General features: G+C 47.6%; 14 protein-coding genes. 8 read left to right on the top strand and 6 right to left on the bottom strand.

Annotation, left to right across the window (positions count from 1 at the left end):
- The 3 genes from AC58VC_RS29045 to nadE all read left to right on the top strand — a co-directional run bounded on the left by AC58VC_RS29045 (nt 1) and on the right by nadE (nt 2931).
- Complete coding sequence (locus AC58VC_RS29045; RefSeq protein ID WP_497373951.1) at nt 1-1422, top strand: DUF4179 domain-containing protein; 1422 nt, start codon at nt 1-3, stop codon at nt 1420-1422.
- A gap of 106 nt (nt 1423-1528) precedes the next feature.
- Entirely contained in the window at nt 1529-1966 is a 438-nt protein-coding gene (locus AC58VC_RS29040) for a BrxA/BrxB family bacilliredoxin (protein ID WP_145669054.1), read from the top strand.
- A gap of 155 nt (nt 1967-2121) precedes the next feature.
- On the top strand, nt 2122-2931 hold the full coding sequence (gene nadE / locus AC58VC_RS29035; RefSeq protein ID WP_497373949.1) for an NAD(+) synthase: 810 nt from the start codon (nt 2122-2124) through the stop codon (nt 2929-2931).
- 170 nt (nt 2932-3101) lie between these two features.
- Here nadE and AC58VC_RS29030 read toward each other — a convergent pair whose 3' ends face one another.
- Complete coding sequence (locus tag AC58VC_RS29030) at nt 3102-4079, bottom strand: aldo/keto reductase (protein ID WP_497373947.1); 978 nt, start codon at nt 4077-4079, stop codon at nt 3102-3104.
- 229 nt (nt 4080-4308) lie between these two features.
- Between AC58VC_RS29030 and acpS the strand changes: the two genes are divergently transcribed.
- Nucleotides 4309-4695: a holo-ACP synthase gene (acpS, locus tag AC58VC_RS29025; RefSeq protein WP_497373945.1), complete on the top strand. Its 387-nt coding sequence runs from the start codon at nt 4309-4311 to the stop codon at nt 4693-4695.
- A gap of 5 nt (nt 4696-4700) precedes the next feature.
- Here the strand turns inward: acpS and AC58VC_RS29020 are convergent, their stop codons facing one another.
- Nucleotides 4701-5111, bottom strand: a complete 411-nt coding sequence (locus tag AC58VC_RS29020; RefSeq protein ID WP_497373943.1) for a c-type cytochrome — start codon at nt 5109-5111, stop codon at nt 4701-4703.
- A gap of 1 nt (nt 5112) precedes the next feature.
- Nucleotides 5113-5670, bottom strand: a complete 558-nt coding sequence (locus AC58VC_RS29015) for a hypothetical protein (RefSeq protein ID WP_497373941.1) — start codon at nt 5668-5670, stop codon at nt 5113-5115.
- 99 nt (nt 5671-5769) lie between these two features.
- On the opposite strand from AC58VC_RS29015, the gene mutY reads away from it, so the two are divergent.
- The gene (mutY, locus tag AC58VC_RS29010; protein ID WP_497373939.1) at nt 5770-6891 is read left to right on the top strand and encodes an A/G-specific adenine glycosylase; all 1122 of its coding nucleotides are present in this window, start codon (nt 5770-5772) and stop codon (nt 6889-6891) included.
- Between the two features lie 91 nt (nt 6892-6982).
- Here the strand turns inward: mutY and AC58VC_RS29005 are convergent, their stop codons facing one another.
- From AC58VC_RS29005 to yfhS, 3 genes are all read right to left on the bottom strand, one after another.
- Nucleotides 6983-7666, bottom strand: coding sequence for a Crp/Fnr family transcriptional regulator (locus AC58VC_RS29005; RefSeq protein ID WP_497373937.1), 684 nt, complete (start codon nt 7664-7666; stop codon nt 6983-6985).
- 193 nt (nt 7667-7859) lie between these two features.
- A complete protein-coding gene (locus AC58VC_RS29000; protein ID WP_497373936.1) occupies nt 7860-8471 on the bottom strand; it encodes a superoxide dismutase in 612 nt (203 codons plus the stop codon).
- An 87-nt stretch (nt 8472-8558) separates the two neighbouring features.
- Complete coding sequence (yfhS, locus tag AC58VC_RS28995; RefSeq protein WP_186456703.1) at nt 8559-8765, bottom strand: mother cell protein YfhS; 207 nt, start codon at nt 8763-8765, stop codon at nt 8559-8561.
- Between the two features lie 165 nt (nt 8766-8930).
- Between yfhS and AC58VC_RS28990 the strand changes: the two genes are divergently transcribed.
- The 3 genes from AC58VC_RS28990 to AC58VC_RS28980 are packed head-to-tail and all read left to right on the top strand — an operon-like array spanning nt 8931 to nt 12714.
- Nucleotides 8931-10490: a spore germination protein gene (locus AC58VC_RS28990; RefSeq protein WP_497373933.1), complete on the top strand. Its 1560-nt coding sequence runs from the start codon at nt 8931-8933 to the stop codon at nt 10488-10490.
- Nucleotides 10490-11599 (top strand): GerAB/ArcD/ProY family transporter, encoded by a 1110-nt coding sequence (locus AC58VC_RS28985; RefSeq protein WP_497373929.1) that lies wholly within the window; start codon nt 10490-10492, stop codon nt 11597-11599. The genes AC58VC_RS28990 and AC58VC_RS28985 overlap by 1 nt, the downstream gene beginning before the upstream one ends.
- Entirely contained in the window at nt 11599-12714 is a 1116-nt protein-coding gene (locus AC58VC_RS28980; RefSeq protein ID WP_497373923.1) for a Ger(x)C family spore germination protein, read from the top strand. The genes AC58VC_RS28985 and AC58VC_RS28980 overlap by 1 nt, the downstream gene beginning before the upstream one ends.

The following is a 12714-nucleotide window of genomic DNA, read 5'->3' as shown; positions in this document are numbered from 1 at the left end:
ATGTCCATGAATTGGGAGCAATTTTTCGCGCACCGCATCGGCATAGGGTCAGCTATGCAAATGGGACTTGGACAAGTGATGGATGAGTCAGTCACGCAGCAGGGTATTAAGCTTACGATCAATAAAGCCATTGTCGACGATAATCGAACGGTTATTTTATACAGTCTGAGCAGTGAAGTAAATTCAGCGAAGGATTTATATTTTTCCCAAATGACCATGAAGGATAGCCAAGGGAAAATCATTGAGGGCAATCATTATCAAAGGTGGGAGGAAGCTACCCAATCCATGAATGGGTATTTCGAAACGGAGTGGACCCCCTCGCAGCAGGATGCTGAGGTGCAGTTAACGGCTCAGAAGCTGCAAGCTTTTTCCTCCGTAGAGCGTGAAATAGATTTTAATCCTACAGAGGGGCAAGTGGGGGAATATACGATTCGTCAAGACGGCATTGAAAATTTGAAGCTGCAAACTTTTGAGCAAGGGGAGAAGATGCTATTCAAGTCTGCGATTACATTCCAAAACGACGAGGCGAAAGCCGTCGCATTTCCTCACATTGCTGTCTATAAAGACGGAGTTCTTTTGAAGGAAGCCAGTATTGGTGCATTCGGAGCGCCAGGGGAGCACGGGGAGTATACAGGACAACAGTTTTACAGCGCAGAAGAACTGAAGTCAGCAGGTATTGTCTATAAACTTAGTTATACGAAAGAGTCTAGAAGGTTCGATAACGAGTGGACTTACAAGCTTCACCTGGATAAAAAACAGATGCTTAGCGGGACGATAAAGCGCGAAATGAACATTCCAATGATGGAATCAGGGGTTGCTATGCTCCTCAAAGAAATGGTAATAACACCTACGCAAATTCGAATCATTGCCAAGCATGAGAAATACGCAAGATTTCCTTATATGAACTATGCGATCGATATGAATGGAACAAAACTGGAAGGGGGTTTTCAGTATAATGAGGATGACCCTACCGAGACCATTTTTCGATTTGAACGGCCTATAAGTATGGAGATTAATGAGGATACTATTATCCATTTTATAGCCAGTCATCTTGTAGAAGAGCATAAAGACGCTAAAGACCCAATCAAACTTACGAATATTAGTGAACAGAAACAGACCATGACCACCAGGGTGGGCAATTATTCCGTTGTTTGGACGTACTATAAGCAGGGTAACAATTTGTATGTGCAAAGCGAATGCGCAGACCCGAGTTTTGGCGGGGTGAATCAGACTTACATGGGGAAAGGCGCGCAGCGCCTCGTGGGCAAGCAAGTAACGGCTAATTTTGGCGGTGATGGCAATAATAAAGCTATTGATATGTATGCCAATTATGAAGGAACAGAAGATGAGCTAGGCATCTTCTGGTACTATACGGAGAAACCGTATCAGATTAAAATGGTTCAAGTATTCCCTGCGAATTAATGGAACAGGTCGACTAGTACTTTGCATTCGCCGCCATCGGATGTATAATATAAGTTGTAACGATTACGTTTTGAGAGTAACTATTAAATCCTAAGGGGTGGAACATATGGCAATGTCTTTTGATTCTTACATGAAAGATATGGTTAAACCGATGAGGGAAGATTTGACTCGTCTGGGAATTACGGAGCTTCTGACTCCGGAGCAAGTGGACGAAGCGATTGAGAAGTCCAAAGATGGCACGATGCTGCTAGTTATCAATTCCGTTTGCGGATGTGCAGCAGGTCAATGTCGTCCGGGTGTAGCCAAAGCGCTTCAAAATGATACACTGCCAACGTACACATACACTGTGTTCGCAGGTCAAGAGAAGGATGCAACAGCGAAGGCTCGTGAGTATTTGGCACCATACCCGCCATCATCCCCATCCATCGCATTGTTCAAGAATGGTGAGCTTACTCACTTCATCCAACGTCACCAAATTGAAGACCGTTCCGCTGATATGATCGCTGGCGATTTGATCGGTGCTTTCAACGAATATTGCAAATAAGGAATCAAGACCCGCTATTGCAGCTGATGCATGGCGGGTCTTTTCCTTTTTATGGGCAGAAAAATGCGATTATTCTTTGAAATTTTGGGGTTGAAAGTCTATACTAGATTTCAAAGAAGGTTGTGTTTCACACTATAGAAAAGGTGGAGAGAGGCATGAGTTTGCAAGCAGAAATTATCGCGAAGCTTGGGGTTAAGCCGGAAATTGATAGTGACGAAGAAATCCGCAAACGTGTGGACTTTCTGAAAAATTATGTGCTTGGCGCGAAAGCAAACGGTCTGCTGATCGCAATCAGCGGCGGAATCGACAGCGCTGTAGCGACAGGTTTGTGCAAGCAGGCAACAGACGAGCTGACTGCGGAGAAAGGCACCGAGTACAAGACGGTCGGCGTATTTCAACCATACGGTCAGCAAGTAGACATCGAAGATAGCTACGCGGTGGCCAAAGCATTCGATTTGAAATATCAAATCGAGAACAATATTGAAGAAGCTGTCGACGAAATTGCCATTGAGGTCGAGTACGGGCTCAAGCATATCGGCGTTCATCAGCATGTAAGCCGTGGCGGCAAAGGCAACATCAAAGCGCGGACGCGCATGGTGATGCAGTATGCTCTTGCTTTTGAACTGGGATTAATCGTTGTGGGCACAGACCATGCCTCCGAAGCGATTACGGGGTTCTTTACCAAATATGGCGACGGCGCCGTCGACATCACACCGCTGAGCACGCTGAATAAGCGGCAGGTGCGTGCTCTTGCAGCGAAGCTAGGCGTTCCGCAAAGCGTTCTGGATAAAGCGCCGACTGCCGGCCTATGGGACGGTCAGACGGATGAGAATGAGCTCGGCATTACATATGGCGATAACAGCGACTACTTGGAAGGCAAGCAAATCGATCCAGCCGTCCAAGAGAAGCTGGAGAAGCAATATCTCAAAACGGAGCATAAACGCATTCCGATTCCGGGTGTTTAAGCCTGTAAAATAAATACCCCCGGCCTTTTCAGGTCGGGGGTTGTTTGTTTGCTCTGGAGTGATCTTCAAGGGAGCGACCGAGTGGCCGCAACACCCAAGAATTTAGCGATAGGAATTCCATCTATTTGCACGAGCGGGAGAGCTCGCATGCAAGCAAGCGTGCGTGGAGCCTATGGAACGCGCACACCACGTGAGCTCTCAAGCAGCGTATACCACTCTTCGCGTGTCATATTTTCAGAGACGCGGATCGCATCTTGGCTAGCCAGTATGCGTTCAACAGATGAAGTGCCGATAACCGGCTGAATGCGAGCCGGATGCTTCATTAACCAGCCAAGCACGATGGCTTCTAAGCTTGTTTCTTTTTCGGCAGCCAGTTGCTTAACGAGGGCTGACGTTTTTACGACGTTGTCCGGCGCATTTTCCAACACTTTGCCGGAGAAGATGCCTTTAGCCAGCGGGCCCCAAGCCTGAATTTGAATATCTGCCATCTGGCAGTGCTCTAGGATGCCATCGGCGAAATTGACGCCTACGCCGGCCTTTTGATTGACAAGGATACCTTGTTCAATCCAGTCCAGGCGTGCCAAGCTTAATTCCAGCTGGTTCACGACAAGCGGTTCCGGCAAGGAATTTTGAATGAAGCGCATTTGTGCAGCGGTCATATTGGAGACGCCGAAGTGACGCACTTTGCCAGAAGAGCGCAAAAGATTAAAAGCTTCTGCGATCTCTTCCGGATCCATAAGTGGATCTGGACGGTGAAGCAGCAGGACATCCAGGTGCTCCACGCCTAGACGGCTAAGAATGCCATCGACGGCGGGAATCATGTGATTTTTGCTAAAATCAAAACGCTGTGGATGCACATCATCCTGGAAACGAATGCCCACTTTGGATTGGAGAATGATTTGATCGCGAAGATCGGGTCTTTTCTTAAGGACTTCCCCGAAGACAACCTCGGACTTTCCTCTTTTATAAATATCCGCATGATCGAACATGGTAATGCCAATGGAAAGCGCAGCTTCCACAGCTTTCTCAGCAACGATATAATCTTCTTTGGTCAAGGGAGCTGCTGTCCAATCCCCGCCAAGGCTCATACATCCAAAAGCAATTCGGCTATTCGATATTCCACGTTTTTCAAGTGGCATTATTCTCATTAATGTAGGCCTCCCAGCATTTAATCTATGTACAGTATACGCCTAGTTCCTGCTTGGCAGAAGAACTGAAAATAGGGTAACTTACTTACCTGGAAGTAACTAGAAGTGGTTTGTAAGTAACTTAGATGCACCCTGCAAACACCCTGTAAGTAAACAGTCCCCTTGACCGTGAGGACCGAATCGTGTACAGTGGACGCAAAACGCAGCAGAAAAGTGGTGCTCACGGGCGATGATTATTGGCGTCGGAACGGATTTAGTGGAAATTGCGCGAGTGCGCAAGATGCTGGAAGGTTCAGCGGGCGAGAGGTTTCTGGAACGGATTTTGACGCCTCAGGAGAGAGAGCTTGCGCATAAACGGCGAGGACGGTTAGCGGAGTTTGCTTCGGGCCGTTTTGCGGCAAAGGAAGCTGTTGTCAAAGCAATCGGCTGCGGCATCGGCAAGCAGATTGGCTTTCAGGATGTAGAGGTGCTGCCCGATGGGCTAGGCAAACCGGTATGCCACGTGCGCGAGGAAGCGCTGCTGCGGGCAGGCTTAATAGGCAGCCACCGCATCCATATCAGCATTACGCATACGGAATCGATGGCTGCCGCCTACGCGATTGTGGAGCAGCTCTAGGGCTGCTATTTTTTGGAGCTGAGCCAGTCGCTCAGCAGTCCAACTTCTTCTTCGGACAGCTTACTGCTGTACGCAGGCATGCCGCCGCCGCCGTTTTTGATCTGGCCCGCAATTTGCTCTTTGGTCATTTGGCTGCCGACCTTTGTCAAATTGGTCTTGGCACCGGCTCTGCCAGCCAGATCAACGCCGTGGCAGCTGATGCACTTGTTCGCTGTGAAGAGCTCCTGCGCCTTCACGAACGCAGGGTTGCTCTCGCTTGCTGCGGTGGCTGCTGGAGGCTTCGGTGTGGCTTCGCCACTTGAAGCCCCGCCGCACGCGGCTAACGCGAGCACCATCGGCGCAACGAAGAGTGCGCCAATTCTTCTCCGCCATGCTGTACGCAGCATGGCTTCTTCCATAGCGGATGTCCTATCCATCCTAACGCCCCCAAACGCGCAGCATATATCCGCTTACGATCAGACTGATACCGCCCATGCCCTCGAGTATGACGGCGGAATAACCTAAATACCACACGCCCATCACAGCGGACAGGGCGAACAGCCACAATCCCAAATAAATCAAAGGTCTGCCCAGAAGCAGCCCGATCTGTACAAATCCAATCGCGAGAATGAAAGCTCGCAGCACAGGGGCGAATAAAGGCCCGATAGCGCCAATTGCCTCGAGCAAAGCGATAGCAGCGATCAGCATCACGCCTGTCAGCAGCAGCAGAGCCGGGTGCCCCCAGCCGCTCTGGTCCTTCAAGCCTTCCCCGTCAGCGCGGAAATCCTTCCGCAAACTCCATAGCTGCACCAAGCTCGCTATGACAGCCGTAAGGAGTGCGGCCTGTTTGAGCCAATCCAGGTCGTGCCAATAGATCGCTATATCCACAAGCGCACTGAATATCCACTCCGCACCCCAGATGAAGAGCAGAGGGAGGAGGGCACGTGCTTCGCCGATCCATAATTTCCTTTTATGTACTTGCTTCTCGTTTTGCATACATTCACCTCTAGTTTTATGTTCCGCAATTCTCGTATAATGGAGTCATGTCCATTCATTCATTATAACTGGAACGCGCCCCATAGAGAAGGAGAGCTCATGTACAGTCAAGAACAAATGCTTTATTTTTCCACAAATTTACTGGATTGGTACCATACGCACAAACGTGATTTACCATGGCGAAGAAGTAAAAACCCTTATTATATATGGATTTCCGAAGTCATGCTGCAGCAAACCCGAGTGGATACGGTCATTCCTTATTTCCACCGGTTCATCGATCAATTTCCAACGGTAGAAGCCCTTGCGACTGCACCTGAGGAGAATGTTCTGAAAGCCTGGGAGGGACTAGGCTATTATTCGCGTGCGAGGAATCTTCAAAATGCGGTACGTGAAGTTCACGAGCGTTATGGCGGCATCGTTCCACAGACGAAAGAAGAGATTTCATCGTTAAAAGGTGTTGGTCCCTATACGTCTGGAGCGGTTCTAAGCATCGCCTACAATAAGCCGGAGCCGGCTGTAGACGGTAATGTCATGCGTGTGTTGTCGCGTTATTTCCTTATTGAAGAAGATATTATGAAGCCGGCGACTCGGACCCGCATGGAGAAGCTGGCGCGCGAGCTGATTCTGGAAGGAACAGCGAGTGACTTTAATCAAGCGCTGATGGAGCTTGGGGCCATGGTATGCACGCCTCGGTCGCCGCACTGCTTGACGTGTCCCGTCATGGCGCATTGCTCTGCGCGTGAAGCCGGCATGGAAGAAGCCCTGCCCATCAAGAAAAAAGCCAAGCCGCCTCGTCCTGAGCTGCGGGCAGTGGCTTTGATCGAAGGCACGGGCGAGAATGAGGGGAAATGGCTGATCAGACAGCGTCCGCAGGAGGGTTTGCTCGCCCGTATGTGGGAGCTGCCGCATGTGTCTTGGGAGTCTGAAGGATGGCTCGCCGATGAGGAGAACAAGGATGTGCTGCGCAAAGCGCTTGCAGACCAAGAGCAAATCATCATCCAGCCTGGCGAATGGTTCATGGATACGGAACATATTTTCAGCCATATTGTTTGGAAAATGAAAGTATTTCGCGCGAAGCTGACCAGCCTGAGCCACCCCACAAGCGGGGGAGAATGGATCCCGTTCCATTACCGCTGGGTTGGCCCGGATGAGCTGCAGCAATACGCTTTCCCGAATGTGTTCATTCGGATTATGAAAGAGTGGCAGGAGAGCAACGAGTAGGTGCTCCCTGATCCCCTGATCCCTGATCCACTGGTCCAATGACCCAATGACCCACCTCTCCAATGCTCAATGGCTTCCTAATCCTCAGGTATTAGCGAATTTCGGCCTTAATAGCATCCACATTGATTAATGTGATTAATTTTTTATCGATTTGTATGAGGTCATCGTCCTGCAGCTCTTGCAGCACTTTGGTAACGGACTCTCGCACGGTGCCAACCATATTGGCGAGCTGCTGATGAGTCAGTTTGACATTAATCAGAAGGCCGTCCTGTGCAGGAATACCATGCTGCTCGGACAGGCGGATGATCGTTTTAATGATTCGTGAGCGTACACCCAGAAACGTTAGATCGTAGATTTGGTCATTGGCTTGACGAAGTCGCCCCATAGTGGTTTCCAAGAGCTTTAGGCATAGCCTGGGGCTCTTTTCCATGTATTGCACGAAGGAGGTGCGTTTCAAAGCATAGAGTGTGCAGGCTTCCAGCGTTTCAGCGGTTGCCGATCGGGTAAGCCCAGCGCTTATTAGAGACATTTCGCCAAAAAAATCCCCGTCCCGAAACAAAGCCAGAATGATTTCCTTAGCTTCATCCAACCGATATATTTTGACGACACCTGATTTGATCAGGAATAGCTCCTCGCCTGCATCGCCTTCCAAGAATAGAATGCTGCCCTTCTTCACTTTCTTTTCTACGAATAGAGGGGCAATGCCTAATAAATCAGCTTGTGAGAGTTCTTGAAAAAGAGGAACGTTTTGAAGTAGGGGGACGATTGTTTTCACCGGGCTCTCATCTCATTTCAGGATAATATTGGTTACCGTTATCGTACTACTTTCCCGAAAACCCGTAAACAATTTCCATCATTAATAGTCCCAAAGGAGGATGTCGCTAGGTCACCACCCTGTGCCTCAAATAAAAAAGAGCTGCCCCCAAGTAGAAAGATCTACTCGTAGGACAGCTCCTTGTATGGCTAGCTTATTTCGCAGCGTCGTAACGATTGCCAACTTCAGCCCAGTTCACAACGTTCCAGAACGCTGCGATGTAATCAGGACGTTTGTTTTGGTAGTTCAGGTAGTAAGCGTGCTCCCAAACATCAAGACCAAGGATTGGCGTTTCGCCTTCCATGATCGGGCTGTCTTGGTTAGGCAAGCTGTATACTTTCAATTTGCCAGCTTTGTCAACAGCTAGGAAAGCCCAGCCAGAACCAAAGCGTGTTGTTGCTGCTGCAGCGAAGTCAGCTTTGAATTTGTCAAAACCGCCAAGCTCGCTCTCAATAGCTGCTGCAAGCGTACCTGTAGGTGCTCCGCCAGCTTCTGGTCCGATGACTTCCCAGAATAGGGAGTGGTTCGCGTGTCCGCCGCCGTTGTTGCGAACAGCAGTGCGAATATCTTCAGGAAGGCTGTTCAGGTCAGCGATCAGGTCGTTAAGGGATTTATCATGCAGAGCAGGATGCTTGTCCAAAGCTGCATTCAAGTTAGTCACGTAAGCGTTATGGTGACGATCGTGGTGAATTTCCATCGTTTTAGCATCGATGTGTGGCTCAAGTGCATCGTTCGCATAAGGAAGAGCTGGTAGTTGATGTGCCATTGTATAAATACCTCCTAAAATTATGTAGATTCAACTTCTTCATTATGAAGGAATTTCGATAATAAAGCAACATCTATGTTTACTAAGTCAGACGCCGCGACGTTCGATTTCCTGAATGACTTGACTGTGGATATGGGTGCCCTGCTCATTGAGCCAAGGGGATAAATCGCTCATTTGCCTGTGGCTGTTGTGGAGTTCAATTTCCGTCCATTCACTGGGCTTTATCGTGCTTAGTACTTGGAAGTCGCGGATTTTCCGCGGATATTCTGAATTGGATTCCTCGTGGGTAGACATGGTTTCACCTCGCATTCCTTCTATAACATCCGAAATTTTTCCACTTTTTATACACGTTATTTGCAGAAAGCTGAATTTCTCTAGTCCAGTGAAAAAAGCATGAATAATCCATGGAAATTCAAGGGAAAATGAGACGACAACAATGGATGAGGTAAGAGGGTGTACATGATGAGTTTTGTTCGCCGATTATTTCGCTGGACGAACCGAATATTCATTCAAGCGGCCGAACCGGGGCAGAACAGCAATTTTGCACCAGCGAGCAACTTGCTGCATACAACTCTTACAGAGAATGTAATGGCACTACAAGCGATTTTTAACAAAACACCAGATTTGGTTGTCCGCACTTTCGTTTATAAACAAACGGAGAGTCAAGCTGCACTTGTGTATCTGTCCGGACTTGTAGATAAAAATGCCATTAACAACAATGTCCTGCACCAGCTCATGTTTCACAAGGTGGAAGCAGTAGATGGTGAACTGCCTGTAACGCTTGGACTTATGATCACGATAACGACATGGGAGCAAATAGAGACATCCATCTTGCACGGGTATAGCGTCCTGTTCATTGATGGGCTGCCTCATGCCTATGCCATGGATACGCAGGGTTGGCCTCAGAGAGCAATTACGGATTCGCAGATCGAAGCGTCTTTAAAAGGAGCTCACCAAGGATTCGTCGAGACAGACGGTCAAAATATTGCATTAATCCGCCGGTATATCAGCAGCACGGAACTGAAAATTAAGGAGTACTACGTTGGTCGAAGAGCTAGCAGCAAGGTTTCTATTTTGTATTTAGAAGATGTTGCTTTGCCAGAACTATTGCAGGAAATGGAAAACAGGATTACGAAGCTGGATGTGGATTGCATCCTAAATACAGGAGAACTAGCTGAATATATCGAGGATAATACCTTCTCCTTGTTCCCGCAATTTGTTACGACAGAACGTCCGGATACGGCAGCTTCTCAAATTTTGCAAGGAAGAATTTGTGTGGTGTTGGACCGCTCGTCGAGTGTCTTGGTTGCGCCGATGAGTCTTGTCTCTTTTTTTCAGGGGATTGACGATTACAGCATGCGTTGGCCCATTGCGACTTTCCTTCGGCTGCTGCGCATATTGGCCTGTTTTGTTGCTGCCTTCCTGCCAGGTATCTATATTGCCTGCATTTCCTTCAATCATGAAGTGATTCCTTTAGATCTCATTTTATCTATTGGTGAATTTAGGGCAGCTGTTCCATATCCGCCGCTTATCGAAGCATTAATTATGGAGATTATGCTCGAAATGCTCCGTGAAGCCGGTATTCGATTGCCAGCTCCTGTGGGCCAGACGGTAGGCATCGTTGGTGGGATTGTCATCGGACAAGCGGCAGTTCAAGCCGGGCTCGTCAGCAACCTTATGGTCGTGATTGTGGCCTCTACAGCAGTGGCTTCCTTTATTCTGCCTAACTATGACATGGCCTCTTCCATTCGGTTGATTCGATTTCCTATGATGATTATTGCCTCGATATTTGGCATCGTCGGGATCATAGCAGGATACATGGTTCTGGTCGCGCATCTCGTAAATTTAAAATCACTTGGTCAGTCCTATACCTCACCGATTGCTCCCCTACGACTAGAGGATTGGAAAGACAGTTTCGTACGCCTGCCACTGTGGAAGATGGTTATGCGCCCCCAAAGTATAAGAACTCTTCAGAAAAAGAAGATGGCTCCAAAACGCGCAGAAGGTGATGACAACTAATGCCACAAACAGGAAATACCTATGAAAACAACAAAATAACACGTTTACAGTTTATCTTTTTGATTCATGGGATGCAGGTAGGGGTAGGCGTGATAACGATGCCATCCGTTTTGGCGGAAATTAGCGGTACAGATGGGTGGATCGCCATTTTTGGGGGCTGGGTATGTTCCGTATTGGCGAGTCTGGCGATGATCCAAGTTATGAAGAAATACCCAAATGGCACCGTTATTCAATTGGTGAGGCATCACTTTGGCAAATGGTCCGGCACTCTTTTAACCGTAATCTTTGCGGCCTATATGATGATGTTCGCCTATTTAATTTTTAGCAGAATGGCTCTTCTCATCAAAACGTGGATCATGCAGCAATCTTATACGTATGTGCTCATGTTGCTGTTTGTTGTACCAGCCTTTATGGTCGTGAAGGGAGGCGTCCGAAGTTTAGGACGTTTCGCGGAAGTCGTAATTTTAAGCACCATTTGGATGCCGTTCATCCTGCTATATGTATTTAAGGAGGCAAATTGGATAAATCTTCTACCGGTTCTAAAAGAAGGTTGGATGCCGGTCTGGCACAGTGTAAGCTCAACGATCCTTTCCTTTTTGGGATTTGAAGGGGTGTTGTTTTTTTACCCTTATTTAGAAAATAAGAAGACAGCTTCCGCCAACGTGGTAATCGCTAACACCCTAACTCTTGCGGTTTACTTATTTGTGACGATCATTTGTTTTGTTGTCTTCAGCCCGGACGAAATCACCCAATATCCGCTATCACCGCTTTCCGCTGCGAAAATCATTGAATTTCGTTTTCTGGAGAGATTCGATATTATCTTTTTATCCGTGTATGTACTCCTCATTTGTAAAACGTGGTTTCCTGCACTTCTTATTGCCGTGCAATGCACGGAACAATTGGTTGCAAGGGGGAAAACGAATGCACATATGATTATTATGCTGGCTGGCATGATCGTGCTCACCTTCTTTTGGGATCTGAGTTGGCACCAAAGTAAAGTTTGGATCGCACGTTTTAATCAGCTAGGAGTGGTCATAGCTTACTTGCTTCCTTTTGGTTTATGGGGACTTCTTATGGTGAAGAATCGAATAGCAAGGTGGCGGAATTGATGCGGTTTCGACGAGCTATGTTGCTCCTGATTGCTGTGCTGTTGGTACTTCCAGGATGTGATGATCGGGTTGACTTGGAGGACATCTCCCTTCTTCTTATGTTAGGTATTGATCTGGATAAGGACAATCATCTTGTGTTTTATTCTTCAAGCCCGGTATTTAATAAGGAGGCGAAGGAAAAAAATGAGCAAACCAAGGTGTATTCCCCAACTGTGAGAGGAGCAAGAAACGAATTGGATGCTCGTGTTTCAGCGCTTATAAGTTCTGGTAAGGTCCAAAGTATTCTCGTTGGATCGCGCGTTTTAGAGCATGAGGGATGGCTTAAGATGCTGGATATCTGTTTCCGAGATTCCAAATCGAATATTTTGGCGAAGGTTATTGCTGTCGACGGTCCGGTTGAGGACATCATGTTCTTTAAGCCCCCGAATAAACGGAGGCTTCCTCTGCATGTGGCTACGCTAATTGATACAGCGAAGGAAAGAAATCTGATTACGGCGACAACCCTGCATAATCTGCACAGTCAGGTGTATGAGAAGGGGATAACGCCATACCTGCCGCAATTACGCAAAAATGGAGAAATTGTCGCGACGGGAACCGCACTGCTGAATAAGAAAGGAAAATATGTAGAGAAGTTGAACTCTAGAGAAAATCAACTTCTGCTATTGCTTCAAGGAGGGATAGAAGGAAGCCTTTCCTTTACCCTTCATTTGCCGGAAGAGAGTAGTGACGACCTTTTTTCGGAAGGAGCGGTCACTTTTTATATCCTCCATTTTACGAGGAAAGTGAAGGTGACTTATTCGCAAGATCAGTTCCATTTCGATGTCGTGCTGAATCTGCCTATTTTCATAACAGAGAAGTTATTTGCTTTGGATGCAGATAAGGAGGGCAAGAAACTGGAGAAGATGATCAAGACGCAACTGGACAAGCAGATGAAAGAACTTACCGACAAATTTCAGAAGCACCAAATCGATCCAATTGGACTTGGTTTGTTCGCACGTGCTCATGAATATGAAGCATGGAAGAAGGTAGATGATCGTTGGGGAGAGGTATTCGCCAAGGCGGAAGTGAACGTGCATGTAAATCCGATAGTCAAAGATGTAGGTGAAGTTAAGTAG

It is taken from the genome of Paenibacillus sp. J22R67 (assembly GCF_059692175.1).
Note: the sequence above shows the minus strand (reverse complement) of the source record. Positions and strands in the feature narration are given on the sequence as shown.